This window comes from Saccharopolyspora endophytica (assembly GCF_018070075.1).
GTDB lineage: Bacteria > Actinomycetota > Actinomycetes > Mycobacteriales > Pseudonocardiaceae > Saccharopolyspora > Saccharopolyspora endophytica.
The window spans coordinates 474432-489415 of the sequence record NZ_JAGPXE010000002.1 but is presented as its reverse complement, the minus strand read 5'-3'; the positions used below and the strand labels follow the sequence as shown (position 1 = coordinate 489415).

Here is a 14984-nt window from a genome sequence, read left to right as displayed (position 1 = left end):
TGTCGCGTTTGGCCGCACTGGTCAGCTCCCACCACCGATGTGAGCGGTGGTCATTGTGACCCGCGTGCTCAGGCCACGGAGATTCCGCCGTTCACGCTGACGACCTGGCCGGTGATGAGCCGAGACATCGGCGAGGCCAGGAACAGTGCGAGATTGGCCAGGTCCGACGGTTCGGTGAGACCGAGGTGGGCCTGGGAGATGATGCGGTCGAAGATCTTCTTGCTGAAATCCTGGTTCATCGCCCGGTCGTAGGAACCGGTGTCGGTGATGAGCGACGGTGTGATCACGTTGACCCGCACGCCGTCCCGCTTGGCTTCCAGCGCCAGCGTCCGGGAGAACGTCACGATCGCCCCCATTGCGGCGCCGATGCAGGTCTCGCCCGGGGTCGGAACCTTGGCCGCGTCCGAGGCGATGTTGATGATCGAGCCGGCCTGCTGCTCCGACATGTGCGGAAGAACCGCGCGACTCATCAGCAGCGGCCCCACAGCCTGCTCGGTGACGACCTTCGCGACTTGGTCGATGGGGGTGTTCCGGAAAAGCGTCGGCGAATACGGCGCCACGGTCGAATTGACCAGCACGTCGATCGCACCCATACGCCGACGTGCTTCTCCCGCGGCCTCCTCGGCGGCTACGGGATCATTGGCGTCGGTCGACAGGAACTCGAGCTCAGCACCCTGCACGACGCTCTGCACTTGTTCGACCGCGCGCTTGCCGCGTTCCTCGTTGCGCCCGAGCACGGTCAGCCGGCGACAACCGGCCTGGGCGAATGCGGTCGCGGTCGCCAGGCCCACCCCGGACGTTCCACCGGTGATGAGCACGGCGGTACCCGTGAAGTCGTAGCCGTCGGCAGCCCGCGGCGGACCATCCATCCGGTCGGTCATGTCACGTTCCTTTCGTTCTTCGAACCCAACTTCCGAGCATGGGTTCCGGCCTGTTCGGAGAGCGTGGTGAGCGGGACTGGGGCGGAATTCCGAACAAGCGAGATCAGACAGGGCGCAGCGGAATCACTGGGTGATCGCCCGTATCGCCGACCGGGTCGGGCGCGCTGCAGGTCGAGCACGATCGGGACGTCTCCTCGGTGAGGTCACCAGCAGGCTCGGCCCCCTCCACACCGGAAGCAGAGGCGTCCCGACCCCGTTCGCGGGCCAGCAGCGCCGCTCCGTACGCGCCAGTGATCTGCGGTGATTCCGGTACTGCGACCGTCGTTTGCAACGCCTCTTCGAGGAAGTGCACCGCCGCCGCGTTCCTTGCCACGCCTCCGGTCATCACGACCGGGCTTCGCTTGCCGACGAGCGCGACCAGACCGAGCGTGCGAGCCGACACCGCCCGATGCACCGAGGCGGCGATGTCCTCGCGCCGCTCCCCCGCCGCCAGCAACGAGATCAGTTCGGTCTCCGCGAAGGTCGCGCACATGCTGCTGACCTCGAGGTCCTTCTCCCCGCTCAGCGCGAGATCGGCGAGTTCGGCGATATCGCACTCGATCGCTCGGGCGAGCACCTCGAAGAACCGGCCGGTCCCGCTGGCACAGCGGTCGTTCATGGCGAAGTTCTCCGCGATGCCCCAGTCATCCACCAGGATCGTCTTGCTGTCCTGTCCACCGATGTCGATCACGAGTCTCGCCCCCGGGCACATGGCAGCGACACCGCGTGCGTGGCAAGTGATCTCGGTGAAGGTGCGTCCTGCTCCAGGAACCAGACGACGGCCGTAGCCGGTCCCGATGGTCTGGGCGATGTCGGACTCCGCCAACGATGCCGACTGCAGAGCCGTTGTCAGCGAACGCTCCAGGCCCGCCCGGCTCACGGCCCCCATCTGGACCACCTCGGAGGCGACGATTTCACCCGCTTCATCGATGATCACGGTCTTGGCGGTCGTCGAGCCGAGGTCGACACCCATGAAGTGATCTGCCATCGTCGCCTCCTTCCAGCGTTCCAGATCGATGTCAGCCCGCAGCCTGGCTCCGGCGGACATCGATGCCCTCCAGCATCGCCACCAGCTGGCTCTCCAAGATGTCGTCCTTGTAGAAGGACGCGTCTGCGACGTCGCCTTGGAAGAAGATCGAGGGAATACCCAGGTCGCGCTGGGCAGCCTTAGCGATCAGCCGCTGTGGGTTGGTGAACGCGCGGCAAGTTCGGGTGGAGTGGAAGACCACGCCGTCCACTCCGTACTCCGCGCAGTCCCGGAGCACGAGGTCTTGGATAGTCTTGGTTCCGTGGTTGGTCGGGCAAAGGAGGTAGTGCTGGGCCATGCCCTTGATCGGGTTCTCCGGATCGATCAGATGCGGCTCCTGCCAGAACGCGTGATGCGTATAGCGTCCAGCGATGACTGCGACGTCGTGGTCCGCGAACTTGCGAGCCAGCCAACCCAGCTTGTTCCAGTTCATGATCCCGTCGAAGTACACACGGTAGCGTTCGTTGTGCACACCGCTGATTCCCGCGGCCACACGCTGTTCAATCTCCGCCTTAACCGCAGCGAAGTAGTCCACGAGATCCTGGCTTGCGGGCAGGAAGTTGATGTGCGCGATGCTAGCGATCCAGTCCCAAAACGTCGCCGGTGTGGGTGCCAGCTTGCACAGTGCCATGGCTTCGCGGCGAAGCTCGGACGCGCGCTTGATGTAGGCCATGTTCTGCCTGAGCGCATCCCAGTCGAACGGCCGGCCGGTCATGGATTCGAGGAAAGCGATGAGCTTGTGGAGCTGGTCGGCGACATGCTCCGACGTCTGTTCCCACTCCTCTCCGACGAGGTAGCCGGAGTCCGGCTTGTTCCCCCACAAGAACGGCAACGAGACGTTGAAGATCGGCACTTCCTTGCCGAAGACGCGAAACGAGATGTCGTCCCACTGCTGACCGGTGCTGCATCCGGAGTAGGCGTTAACGAAGAAGTCGGGCGCAGGGAGCTTGCTTGCGAGTTCCTGCTGATCCGGCATGCCCACGACGCCGGTCGACTCGCCCTGGCGGTTCTGCTGGGTGAGCACCGCACACCCAAGGTGAGTCCTGGCGTACGAGCAGAGCTCCCCGACGTAGCCGTACTCCTCGCCGGCGAGCTGAGCCGGCTTCTCCAGGTGCTGGGCCGCCAGACGGGCAGAGAACGCCTCCCCGTGACACCACACCAGCCCAGCGGCCTGGAAGATCGGGTTCAAGGCCTGGCCGTTGTACCAGACAACTTGATCGCCGCGTTCACGTGCGTTGAACACGCCATCCCAGTAGTCCGCGATCATCTTGCCGCCGGCCGCGGTGACGCTCAGGCGATTGGTCTTGTCCGTGACTGCTGTGCTCATGCGATCACTTCCTGAATTGAGGAACGTCGTTCGGGTCAGGAACTGACGAGCTCTGCTCGCCGGATGCGCTCCAGGAGCGCTTCCACTCTCGTCCGGACCGCCTCCAAAGGGACGCCTTCGTGTTCTGTTTCCATGAGCAGATGCGGGATTCCGTGCGCCTCGAGGGTTTTGCGCAGTTCCGGGTAATAGAGCATGTGCGGTTCGCAGAACTTGACCATGAGGACGATGACACCTTGAGCGCCACTTGCTCGGACCGATCGCACCAGGTGGTCCTCCCAGTCCGACTCGTGCTGAACCCGAGTCGGGCATGGGACTGCGGCGTCGCGCTGCAGATACCACTGGCTGATCGCGGTTACGGGGTCGCAATCAGTGGCGACATCGGTCGAGATGTAGCGACTGCCGGTGTAGAGGTCATCGTCGACGACGATCGCGCCGCATTCCTCGATCGCGCCCAGCAGTTCAGGTTTCGGCGCGTGGCAGAAGTGTCCGGAAAGGTGGAGCCGGACCCGGTCGTCACGTGGGGCAACGGCAGCCGCAGCGATCACCTCACGCAGCGCGGCGGTGTGTTCGGCCTTGTCCATCACCATGCTGGACTTCACCAGGATCTGCATCTGCTCTGAGGTGAAGCAGGCATCCCCGGCTCGCCGCGCGGCGAACAGTTCGCGCAACAGTCGGCGGTTCTCGTTGAACAGGGCGATGCTGGCAGCCAGGGCCTCGGGTGTGATCGGCCCACCGGCGAACTCGGCAATCTCGTCCAGGAACGCCTGCATCATCTTCCGCGCTTCGGCCGGCGTCTCCTCGTCCGTCAGCGACGTCGGCAGGTGCCCGTAGAACATCGGCTTCTCCGGAGACTCCGACCGGATGACATCCACCGCTCCGAGCAGCTGGATGCAGTGGTCGGCGTTGAAGAAGCCGTCGTAGATGTCGAGTTTTCCCTTGGCCGCGGAGTCAGCGATGTTGCGGGTGTAGCCGCAGTAGAACTCGGCCAGCAGGTTGCGTCCGATGCTGTCCGGCTCGCGGCTCTCCTGGATCAGAACTGGGAGCGCCCCAGCGGCGTGCGCGATTTCGACCGGGAAGTTCATCGGGAACACCCCGACCGCCTTGCCGCCGGTGCGCTGCTTCCACCGCACCACGTAGGCGTCCGGATCTTCGGCGACTTCAGCGAGCGGGGCCAGAGCGGATGCGAGTGCCTCCGACACGTGTCACCTGCCTTCTCATGTCTCCACCTCTTGCGGGCGGAGACGGGCTGCGGGAGCTGTGCCCCCGTTCGACTGTCCCCACCATGTGTAACCCGAACACTGGACACTTCGCAACACTCAGCGCCCAAAAATGTATAAGATTTGCGCAGCGTTCCACTTCGAGCCCCACCCCCTGACATAACGTCATACATCTCTGGACCCTCAGGGTCCAAAAATGTAACTTGAACTGAACCGCGCGCCCCTCCAGGAGCGCCACCAACAAGCCCGCTCACCGACCTTCGAGGAGCCGACGAATCATGGGGCCGATCAGCAACCGCTACACGCGACTGGCAGGAATCGAACACCCGATCGTCCAGGAGGGCCTGGGGCCGTTCAAAACTCCGAAACTCGCCGCTGCTGTCAGCAACGCGGGCGGTCTTGGGACGGTGAGCATGCCCGGATTCCCGCGCGACCTCACCGAAGGCGCCCGCACCTTCCGCGAGCACATCGAGGAATGCGCCTCGCTGACGGACAAGCCCTTCGCGGTCAACATCCCGGTCGGCGTGGACGGCGACGGCAACGTGCTGGCCTTCACCGATGCCTACATCAACACCGCGCTCGAAGCCCGCGCGGCAGACGACGAGATCGCCAAGCGGCTGACCGTGCTGACCACCTCGGCCGGCTTCCCCGGCAAGTACGTGGGGCCGATCAAGGACGCTGGCATGGTCCACCAGCACAAGGTCGGCTCCACCGCACAGGCCCTGAAGGCCCAGGAGGCCGGTGTCGACGCCGTCATCGCGGCGGGCTTCGAGATGGGCGGCCACGCACCTAGCAAAGGCGTCCACACCTACGTCCTCGTTCCCTCCGTCACCGAGGTCGTCGACGTGCCCGTCGTGCTCTCGGGCGGCGCGAAGGACGGCCGCACTCTGGCCGCCGCGCTGTGCATGGGTGCCGAGGCGGTCGCGATGGGAACCAGGTTCATCGCATCGGAGGAGAACTCCGACTGGCACCCGTCCTACGCGCAAGCGCTCCTCTCCGCCCAGGAGGGCGACGACGTCGCCTTCACCGGCGTCTACGGGCCGTGCCGCGGTCTCCGGAACCGGGCATCCCTGCGGCTGGTCGAGGATCACGACGACACCACCGACCCCGCCGAACTGCTGCGCTGGAAGATCGAGTCCATGCAGCGCGCGCAGACCGAGGGCGACGTCGAGGACGGCCTCGTTCTCGCCGGCCAGGTCGCCGGTGCGATCGGCGAGGTCATCAAGGTCGCCGAATTCGTCCCTGCCATGGCCGAGGAGGCCGCCGACGTGCTCGATCGGCTCGCTGCCCGGCGCTGACCGGGGCCGAAGCGCAGAGCCCCCGGCCACCCGATTGTCGGGCGGCCGGGGGCTCCTGCATCCCTTCCCCGCTGGTCAGTGCCCGGCCACCCGTGCTGGGAGGCCGGTGATCGGCTCGACGTCGAAGTCGGTCTTGCCCACCTTCTTGCCTCCGCCGGAAAGGCCCGCCTGTTCGACGAAGTCAGCGTTCGCCTTGGTGTAGGAAACCCACTCGTCGGGGACGTCCTCGTCGTAGTAGATGGCCTCCACCGGGCACACCGGCTCGCAAGCACCGCAGTCAACGCATTCGTCGGGATGGATGTAGAGCATCCGACCGCCCTCGTAGATGCAGTCGACAGGGCACTCCTCGATGCAGGTCCTGTCGAGCACGTCCACGCACGGTTCAGCGATCACGTAGGTCACGGATACGGTTCCTCTCGATTACTCGGCGTCCACCGACGAGGTTCTTCCGCGACGGACGAGGCCACTCGTGGTGGGAGGGCTTGTTTCGACCTCGCCCTGGCGGTGTTGGCGGACCAGCGCCTTTCGGCTCAGCGGCCGTCACCAAGGATGTTCGGCAGCGGGGCCGCACCGACGACCTGTTCGACGGGCTTGACGACGGGGGCCAGGCTTTCGTTGACCGGTGGTGGGAGCACCTCTCGGACCGGCGCCAGCACCGGTACCTCCGGTTCCGGTTCAGGGGCAGGCGGCGGAGCAGGCGCTGGTTCGCCGCCGTTATCGTCCTGCGGCGGTTCGGGGTCCTGCGGCTGCTCCGCCGCCGGTGGCGGGGGAGGTGGTGCGGTTTCCGGCGACGACGAGTCGCTGCCCGCGTTGCTATCCGAGTCGAACGCGGCCAGCTGCAACAGGTCGGACGAGGCGTGCTGGTCGGGGACTCCGCCGCCGCCGGTCTCGTAGGCCGACATCCAGCGGAGCACCAGGTTCACGTAGTCACCGGAGTGGTTGTAGCTGAAGATCGCCGCTCGCAGGTCCCCCGGGGTCGACAGGTCACGACCCCCTGCGCACAAGTAGCGGGAAGCGGCGAGCGAAGCGTCGTAGACGTTCTGCGGGTCCGTCGCGCCGTCGTGGTTGCCGTCGGCGCCCCACCGCTCCCACGAGGAGGGGATGAACTGCATCGACCCGGCCGCTCGTGCCCATCCCCCTTCACCCGGGATCGACGCCGTGTTGTTGGTTCCGTTCAACGACGGGCCGTAGATCGGATGGATCAAATCGCCATCGGAGGTGACATCGCCCCCCCGGGCATGCCCGGACTCGACCTTGCCAATACCGGCGAGCAACGACCAGGCGATGCGGCAACCTGGGTTCTCGCGCTGCTGGACGTCGACCGCGCGCAGGTAGGAGTCCAGCACCGTGGCGGGAATTCCGTACTTCGGCGCCGTGGGTCCAGCGCTGGACTTCAACGCTTGCCCCCCGCTCGTTAGGACCGCGGCATGGGGGCCGGCGACCGGCAGCGGGGGCTCCGTCGGATTCTGCGGCATGGGACGCGCCGCGTTCGAGCCGGTGGCTTCGACGTTCGATTCGCCGACCCACGAGGTCTGGTCGGCGGCGCTCAGCGCCAGCATGCCGACCAGAGCGGCCGCCTGGTAGCACCACACGCGACGTTGAGCTCCGCGATTGTGCCTACCTCGTTGTCGTCCCCGGTTGCGAACCATGATCACAGACCTCCGTTGTCCGGACTTGGTGCGACGGCAGTGGGTTGCGTTCGCGGGTCCGCTACCGCGCGAACGATCGATCGCCGAGAATCGTCGACGGATTCGCCGATTTCAGCATTGATTCGGGACGGCCTGTCGGGTGCGCGGGGTCGTCGGCCGCCGACGTGCGGCCAGAGCCCGGCATCAAGCAGAAACCGTCCAGGTGTCGTTCCCGTTCAACAGGGACTGCAGATCGGCGGGTTTGCCGTCGACCGCCGCACGCACCTGTTCGCGGACGAGGTCGTCGTACGCGGGGCGCTGGACCTGCCGGAAGATGCCGGTCACCGCGTGGCCGAGTTCCGGCCCGGTGAGACGGGACAGGCCGAAGGCCTGGGTCGGGTCGTCGGCGGTCGCGTCGTGGGTCAGCAGGGCATCCGCACCGACTTCGGAAACGCTGCGAACCACGAGCCCACCGGTGCCGGGATCACGCACCACCCCGTACTCCCCTCCCCCATCGGCCGCGCCGGGCCCGAAACGCACGGGTTCGCCGTGCCGGAGTGGAATGACGCGATGTTGCGCCTCGTCCTTGTCGGTGAAAACGTCGAAGGCGCCGTCGTTGAAGATCGGGCAGTTCTGGTAGATCTCCACCAACGACGAACCGCGATGATCGGCCGCCGCCTGCAGCACGTCGGTGAGTTGCTTCCGATCGGAATCGATCACCCGGGCAACGAATCCGGCCTCGGCACCCAGCGCCAGCGAGACGGGGTTGAACGGGCTGTCCAGCGAGCCCATGGGTGTGGACTTGGTGACCTTGCCCTGTTCCGAGGTCGGCGAGTACTGCCCCTTCGTCAGCCCGTAGATCCGGTTGTTGAACAGCAGGATCGTCATGTTCACGTTGCGTCGCAGCGCGTGGATCAGGTGGTTGCCCCCGATGGACAACGCGTCGCCATCACCAGTCACCACCCAGACCGACAGGTCCGGGCGCGAGACCGCCAACCCGGTCGCGATCGACGGTGCCCGGCCGTGGATGGAGTGCATCCCATAGGTGTTGAGGTAGTAGGGAAACCGCGATGAACAACCGATTCCCGAGATGAACGCGATGTTCTCACGTTTGAGCCCCAGGGTTGGCAGGAACGACTGCACGGCGTTGAGCACGACGTAGTCGCCACAGCCCGGGCACCACCGCACCTCTTGATCGGACTTGTAGTCCTTGGCCTTCTGCGGTTCCGCGCTCTGGGGAACCCCGTGCTGCCCGCCGAGAAGCGGCAGTCCCAGGTCCGTTGTCATGCTCGTACTCCCTCTAGGAAATCACAGAGGACACCCTGAAGTTCTTCGGCTTTGAACGGCAGTCCCGCGACCTTCGTGTAGGTGGCGCAGTTGACCACGTACTTCGCCCGGACCAGAGTCGCCAGCTGCCCCAGGTTCATCTCCGGAATCAGCACGCGCTCGTAGTCGTGCAGCACCGTTCCGAGGTTGGCCGGGAACGGGTTCAGGTGGCGCAGGTGAGCTTGCGCCACGGCGTAACCCTGGTTGCGGACCCGGCGTACGGCGGCGCTGATCGGCCCGTACGTCGATCCCCAGCCCAAGACCAGCGTCCTTGCCTGCCGGCCCGGGTCGTCCACGACGACATCCGGCACTTCGATACCGTCTACTTTCGCCTGACGAAGGCGAACCATCTTGTCGTGGTTGTCGGGATCGTAGGAGATCCCGCCCTTGACATCTTCTTTCTCCAGCCCACCGATCCGGTGCTGGAGATCGGGTGTACCGGGCACCGCCCACGGTCTGGCCAACGTCTCGGGATCGCGCAGGTACGGCCAGAAATCACCGGATCCATCAGTGGCGTTGGGCTCCAAGGCGAACCGGACCCGCATGTCGGGCAGCTCGGCAACATCTGGGATCGACCAGGGCTCGGAACCGTTGGCGATGGAGCCATCCGACAGCAGCACCACCGGGGTTCGGTACTTCAACGCGATGCGCGAGGCCTCCAGCACGCTGGCGAAGCAATCCGACGGGGATGCCGGTGCCACCACCGGAACCGGCGACTCGCCGTTTCGGCCGTACACCGCCTGAAGCAGGTCCGCCTGTTCGGTCTTGGTGGGCAAGCCCGTGGACGGGCCACCTCGCTGGATGTTCAGCACGACGAGCGGAAGCTCCGTCATGACCGCCAGCCCGATCATCTCCGACTTCAACGCAAGTCCCGGACCGGACGTCGAGGTGATTCCGAGACCGCCGCCAAAGGCGTGTCCCAGCGCAGCGCCGACGCCGGCGATCTCGTCCTCCGCCTGGAAGGTGGTGATTCCGAAGTTCTTGTGCTTCGCCAGCTCATGCAGGATGTCCGAGGCCGGAGTGATCGGATAGGTGCCGAGCAAGACCGGCAGTTCCGAGCACCGCGCTGCGGCGATGATCCCGTAGGCGAGCGCGGTGTTACCGGTGATCTGACGATATCTGCCCGGGGCGAGCCGGGCGGGTGCGACTTCATAGCTGACCGCGAACGCCTCGGTGGTCTCACCGTAGTTCCACCCGGCGCGGAAAGCCTGCACGTTGGCCTCGGCGATGTCCGGCTTCTTCGCGAACTTCTCGCGCAGGAACCGTTCGGTCCCCTCCACCGGCCGGTTGTACATCCAGGACAGGAGACCCAGCGCGAACATGTTCTTCGAGCGCTCGGCCTCCTTCTTCGACAGCCCGGACTCCTCCAGCGCCCCGCGGGTCAGGGTGCCCATCGGCACCTGCTGCACGGAGAAAGCTTCGAGCGATTCGTCTTCGAGAGGGTCCGATTCGTAGCCGACCTTGGTCAGGTTCCGCTTGGTGAACTCGTCGGTGTTGACGATCAACGTTCCGCCGGCTGGGAGATCGCCGATGTTTGCCTTCAGCGCAGCGGGGTTCATCGCGACCAGGACATCCGGCCGGTCGCCAGGTGTGGCGATGTCGGTGTCGGCGAAGTGCAACTGGAATGACGAGACACCGGGCAACGTGCCGTGCGGAGCGCGGATCTCGGCCGGGAAGTTCGGCAGCGTGGCGAAGTCGTTGCCGAACACAGCGGTCTCGGAGGTGAACCGATCACCAGTGAGCTGCATCCCGTCACCGGAGTCGCCGGCGAACCGGATCACCACCCGGCTCAGCTGCTCGACCGTAGTGCTCACGCGAAACCTCCTAGCGAACCCGAAATCTCGAGTTCAAGAACTCCACGAACCGCCCTGCCGGCGCCGAGCATCCGCCCGGCGCCGACAGGCTCCGCACCATCGAGCGAACACCTGCGCTCGCCGACGTGGACCCACGCCCAGGCCCCATCAGTGCCGACTCAGAACATACTACGCATACGTTCACTCACAATCAATCTATGTAGTTTATCCATCGATGGTGAACCCGGTGGTCGACGACACTGGGGCGACGCAATTCGCCGCAATCACTCATCTCACCAGTGAAAATGACCGCACCCAAACATGGCGGTTCCCCGCGACACTGAAGTGAGGACGCACGAGGGAGCTCCACAGAAGCTCTCCAGCGACGTGCGCAACTAGCTACAAAAGAGCTAACCAGGTGCCGACGCACGTTCAGTGTCGAAACACCACAGCAGGGAGCGGCCCTCGGGTCCAGGCTCCAGAGGACGACGGGGTCCGGCCACCCGTCCGGCCTATTCAGCAGCCCGGGCGGTGAACCAGATCGCTACCTGGGTTCTGGACTTGACACCCATCTTGCCGAGCACGTTCTCGACGTGTCCCTCGACGGTGCGCTGGGAGATCACCAACCGAGTCGCGATCTCCTTGTTCGTCAGACCTGCCGCCACCAACCGCGCAACTTCGCGCTCACGTCGGGTCAGCTGCGCCAGGCGGGAACCAGCCGGTTCGTCTTGATTCGCCCTGGCGAACAACATCGCGTCGGCGGTGTCGAGCTGCTCGCCACGCCGCGCGCCTTCTTCGAACGCCCTGTCCCCCAGTGCCTTGCGGGCCCGTTCTTCATAGCGATCATGGGTTTCCACCAACGCCTGCGAGCCGAAGAGCGGATCGCCCACCGTCGCCCAGGAGGCACGACTGATACCGAACAGCCGGGAAGCTCGTTCCGCACTACCGTCCTCAACCGCGACCCACGCCAACAGCTCGACGCATGCCGACATGCCCAGTCGATCGTTGAGCGCGTCCTTCACTTCGAGCGACGCCTTCAGCGCGCTCGCCGCCTCGGCGTACTCGCCTCTCGTCCACCTCGTGAGACCCGACACCCACATCGCCCACGAGTACGCCCACCGCTCCCCATGCGCCTCGCTGATGAGCCGGCATTCCTCACAGAGCTCGATGGCTCGCTCTGTTTCATCTATCAGACAAGACACGAAGGCGAGCTGCGCCACGCCCAGGACGGTCAGCGAGTTGACCCGGCCGGCCCGCCGGTGAGCCTCGACGGCTTCCAGCAGCAGTGACTCGGCTCGTTCGAGGTTGCCGGTGAACTGCTCCGACGACCCGCGGAATTGGTAGGCGAAAGCCCGCGCCTGCTCGTCGCCCAGCGCCTCGGCGAGCGCGACGCAGTCGTCGAAGCTGCGCATCGCCGCTGTGTTGTCACCTTGAGTCATGGCGATGTACCCGTTGACCCACAGGGCTTTCGCACGCGCCGAACTCGGGGTCTCCACCGCGCGCAGCGCACGGCCGATCCAGTACCGGCCGTCCTGGAGGTGGCCACAGGCATTCCAGTAGAAGCACAGGGCGCCCACCAGGTGCATGCCGCTGGCTTCTTCTCCCGGCGTGGTCAGGCAGAAGTCCAGCGCCGCCCACAGGTTGGCCTGCTCTGCCTGAATCCTGTCCCACCAGCGGAACTGGTCGGCACCGAACCAGCTGTCATCGAAGGTCTCGGCCAATCTCAGGTAGTGGTCGCGATACCGACGCAGGAACACGAGCTCGTGCCCGGCGGCACCGAGTTTCTCCCTGCCGTAGGCCCGGATCGTTTCGAGCATTCGGTAGCGGACCTTGGCGCCGGTACCTTCCCGGAGCACAATCGACTTGTCGACCAGGCTCGTCAGCAGTTCCACCACGTCATCTGCGGTCATGGTGTCGCAGGCGCACACCGATTCGGCGGCCTCGAGGTCGAAACCTCCTGCGAAGATCGCGAGCCTTGCCCACAGCGCCCGTTCCTGCTCGGTGCAGAGGTCGTAGCTCCAGTCGACCGCGGCGCGGAGCGTCTGATGACGGGCGGGGCCGCCGCGGTTACCCGAGCTCAGCAGCCGGTACCTGTCCCGGAGCCGCTCGTGGATCTGCTCGATCGACATGGATCGCAGCCGAACCGCGGCGAGCTCGATCGCGAGCGGAAGGCCGTCGAGCCCCCGGCACAGCTGCGAAGCCGTTGGTTTGGTAGTCGTGTCGAGCGAGAAATCGGGGAGCACCGTGCGCGCACGTTCTTCGAAGAGGTCCAGCGCTTCGTGTCCGTAGACGTAGCCACCTCGCGAAGGCGCCACGTTCGCCAGGTCCGGCATCGACAGCGGAGGGACGGGCCAGGTTCGCTCGCCGAGGATGCCCAGTGCTTCTCTGCTCGTGGCCAAGACGACGAGCTGGTTGTCCGCCCGGCACAGCTTCGCGATCAAGGTCGCGCACGAGCTCAGCAGGTGCTCGCAATTGTCCATGATCAGCAGTAATCGGCGACCTTCGAGGTACTCCAGCAGCACCGCTTCCCGGGAGCGCGTCGTCTGGTCTCGCACGCCCAGCGACTCTGCGACCACGTTCGGCAACAGAGCTGGTTCGGTTACCTTCGCCAGCTCCACGAGCCAGACGCCGTCCGGGAACTCGTCCCGCACGCACTCGGCCGCGCGCAACGCCAACCGCGTCTTGCCCACGCCACCGACTCCGGTGAGGGTCACCAGTCGCGATTCGCCCAGCACCCGCGCGACCTCGGCCAACTCGCGCCGCCGGCCGACGAAGCTCGTCAACCCGTCGCCAAGAGCCTTGACCTGAGCACACACCCCGACATGTCCCCTTTCTCGGCGCGTCGCTGCGCAGAGCAAGGTCAGTGTAGTAGCACAGCCTAGGCCAGATGCCACCTTTTTCCGGACGACCTGCGCCCGAGCGGCCGAAACCGAAACGCGACCGAAGGCTGAACCAGTCAACGCATCCCGAGGCCCGCACCATCACCTCGGACGGGCAACGAGCACGGTTTGAGGACGGCTTTGAGGCATTTGCCCACTTCCATGTCCTCGACGGCCTTGTTGATGTCCATCATCGAATAGGTGTCGATGAGCCGGTCGATGGGAAAGCGGCCCTGCCCGTGGAGTTCGAGCAGTTGTGGAAGGAATTCGTCGGGTCGACTGTCTCCCCAGGTCACCCCGGTCACGGTTCGTCCGGGAAGCAACAGGTTCGTCATGTCGACGGACAGTTCGGCGCCGGCGGGCCCCAACCCGAGGATCGCGCAGGTGCCGAGCGCCGCCAGGCTGTACACCGCTTGTCGCAGTACGTCCGGCTCGGCCGTGGTCTCCACGGTGTACCCGACCCCGCCGTCGGTGAGAGTCTGAATAGCGCTGACCGGGTTGACCCGGCTCGCATCGATGAGGTGGGTCGCGCCGAGCTCGCTGGCGAGCGCCAGCCGGTCCGGCTGCGTGTCGACGGCGATGATCTTGCTGCACCCGACCAGTTGTGCGGCCATCACTGCCGCCATACCGACAGATCCGACGCCGAAAACCGCAATGGTGGAGCCGGCCTCCGGGCGCAGCCGGTTGATCACAGCACCGGCACCGGCCTGGATCCCGCAGCCTAACGGGCCAGCGATGTCCAGGTCAGTACCGTCGTCAACCTTCACCACGTTGCGCTCGCTGGCGATGGCATGGGTGGCGAACGAGGATTGACTCATGAAGAACCCGTGCATCTCGCCGTCGCCGTCGCCGTGCAGGGCGTTGCTGCCATCGAGCCTACCGCCGCTGATGTTGCGATCCAGCAGTTCCACGCAGTAGGCGGGGTGCCCGCCTGCGCAGTACCGGCACTGCCCGCAGGAGGCGAAGGTCATGACCACCTTGTCGCCAGGGCGGACCTTGGTGACATCGGAACCGGTTCGCACCACCACGCCCGCTCCTTCGTGTCCCAGCACCGCAGGCAGTTGCACCGGCAGCCACTGGTCGCGCAGCGCGATGTCGGTACGGCAGAGACCGACGGCGTGCACCTCGACGAGCACTTCGTCGGGGCGTGGCTGATCGAGCTCGAGCTCCTCGAGAATGAACGGTTGGCCCTCGTCCCTGGCGACTGCAGCGGTCACACGCATTCCGGCCTCCTTGGAGATCTCCAGCCCGGGTCAGGCATTCACCTGGGCTTGCTCGAGTCCTGCGAACCGACCAGGGCATGCGGGCCGAACACGAGCGTTGCTCGCTGAGGCGTCGAAACGATCGTTTGAACCGATAACCGATCGCCCCGCTACGTAGCCCTGGAACCAACCCGGGCGACACTGCTCACCGGCATGCGAAGAGTGATGCTCCAGCCTCATGACCGGCCCCTTTGCCTTGGCCTCGTGCTCTGGAAACACCACGTTAACCGGCTCACTATGGTGGAGGTCACGGGTATAACTACGTGCTTTTGCCGACTGACGTTCAGTTACGGGGTTTCACTTCCGG

Annotated in this window: 11 protein-coding genes; 1 reads left to right on the top strand and 10 read right to left on the bottom strand. The window is 65.5% G+C overall.

What is annotated here, in order from left to right; translation table 11 throughout:
- Positions 1 to 68 precede the first annotated feature (68 nt).
- The 4 genes from KBO27_RS06320 to KBO27_RS06305 form a co-directional block, all read right to left on the bottom strand.
- On the bottom strand, positions 69 to 869 hold the full coding sequence (locus KBO27_RS06320) for an SDR family NAD(P)-dependent oxidoreductase (RefSeq protein ID WP_281420662.1): 801 nt from the start codon (positions 867 to 869) through the stop codon (positions 69 to 71).
- Between the two features lie 115 nt (positions 870 to 984).
- The gene (locus KBO27_RS06315; RefSeq protein ID WP_210968991.1) at positions 985 to 1968 is read right to left on the bottom strand and encodes an acyl-CoA dehydratase activase; all 984 of its coding nucleotides are present in this window, start codon (positions 1966 to 1968) and stop codon (positions 985 to 987) included.
- Positions 1940 to 3274, bottom strand: coding sequence for a 2-hydroxyacyl-CoA dehydratase subunit D (locus KBO27_RS06310; RefSeq protein ID WP_210968990.1), 1335 nt, complete (start codon positions 3272 to 3274; stop codon positions 1940 to 1942). Before KBO27_RS06310 ends, KBO27_RS06315 begins: the two co-directional genes overlap by 29 nt.
- Positions 3275 to 3309: 35 nt before the next feature.
- Positions 3310 to 4473 (bottom strand): 2-hydroxyacyl-CoA dehydratase subunit D, encoded by a 1164-nt coding sequence (locus KBO27_RS06305; protein ID WP_210968989.1) that lies wholly within the window; start codon positions 4471 to 4473, stop codon positions 3310 to 3312.
- 296 nt (positions 4474 to 4769) lie between these two features.
- On the opposite strand from KBO27_RS06305, the gene KBO27_RS06300 reads away from it, so the two are divergent.
- Positions 4770 to 5789 (top strand): NAD(P)H-dependent flavin oxidoreductase, encoded by a 1020-nt coding sequence (locus KBO27_RS06300; protein ID WP_210968988.1) that lies wholly within the window; start codon positions 4770 to 4772, stop codon positions 5787 to 5789.
- Between the two features lie 75 nt (positions 5790 to 5864).
- Here the strand turns inward: KBO27_RS06300 and fdxA are convergent, their stop codons facing one another.
- The 6 genes from fdxA to KBO27_RS06270 form a co-directional block, all read right to left on the bottom strand.
- The gene (gene fdxA, locus KBO27_RS06295) at positions 5865 to 6191 is read right to left on the bottom strand and encodes a ferredoxin (RefSeq protein WP_210968987.1); all 327 of its coding nucleotides are present in this window, start codon (positions 6189 to 6191) and stop codon (positions 5865 to 5867) included.
- A 128-nt stretch (positions 6192 to 6319) separates the two neighbouring features.
- Positions 6320 to 7381: a lytic transglycosylase domain-containing protein gene (locus tag KBO27_RS34125; protein WP_210968986.1), complete on the bottom strand. Its 1062-nt coding sequence runs from the start codon at positions 7379 to 7381 to the stop codon at positions 6320 to 6322.
- A 240-nt stretch (positions 7382 to 7621) separates the two neighbouring features.
- The gene (locus KBO27_RS06285) at positions 7622 to 8704 is read right to left on the bottom strand and encodes a 2-oxoacid:ferredoxin oxidoreductase subunit beta (RefSeq protein WP_210968985.1); all 1083 of its coding nucleotides are present in this window, start codon (positions 8702 to 8704) and stop codon (positions 7622 to 7624) included.
- Positions 8701 to 10557, bottom strand: coding sequence for a 2-oxoacid:acceptor oxidoreductase subunit alpha (locus KBO27_RS06280; protein WP_210968984.1), 1857 nt, complete (start codon positions 10555 to 10557; stop codon positions 8701 to 8703). Before KBO27_RS06280 ends, KBO27_RS06285 begins: the two co-directional genes overlap by 4 nt.
- A 491-nt stretch (positions 10558 to 11048) precedes the next feature.
- Positions 11049 to 13496 carry a LuxR C-terminal-related transcriptional regulator gene (locus KBO27_RS34120; protein WP_210968983.1) on the bottom strand — a complete coding sequence of 816 codons (2448 nt, stop codon included), beginning with the start codon at positions 13494 to 13496 and terminating at the stop codon, positions 11049 to 11051.
- Entirely contained in the window at positions 13493 to 14638 is a 1146-nt protein-coding gene (locus KBO27_RS06270; RefSeq protein WP_210968982.1) for an NAD(P)-dependent alcohol dehydrogenase, read from the bottom strand. Before KBO27_RS06270 ends, KBO27_RS34120 begins: the two co-directional genes overlap by 4 nt.
- Positions 14639 to 14984 lie beyond the last annotated feature (346 nt).

Bases quoted from the DNA above. Each gene is read 5' to 3' on its own strand.
- KBO27_RS06320 (WP_281420662.1), bottom strand. From the start codon at position 869: ATGGATGGTCCGCCGCGGGCTGCCGACGGCTACGACTTCACGGGTACC.
- KBO27_RS06315 (WP_210968991.1), bottom strand. From the start codon at position 1,968: ATGTCCGCCGGAGCCAGGCTGCGGGCTGACATCGATCTGGAACGCTGG.
- KBO27_RS06310 (WP_210968990.1), bottom strand. From the start codon at position 3,274: ATGAGCACAGCAGTCACGGACAAGACCAATCGCCTGAGCGTCACCGCG.
- KBO27_RS06300 (WP_210968988.1), top strand. From the start codon at position 4,770: ATGGGGCCGATCAGCAACCGCTACACGCGACTGGCAGGAATCGAACAC.
- KBO27_RS06285 (WP_210968985.1), bottom strand. From the start codon at position 8,704: ATGACAACGGACCTGGGACTGCCGCTTCTCGGCGGGCAGCACGGGGTT.
- KBO27_RS06270 (WP_210968982.1), bottom strand. From the start codon at position 14,638: ATGCGTGTGACCGCTGCAGTCGCCAGGGACGAGGGCCAACCGTTCATT.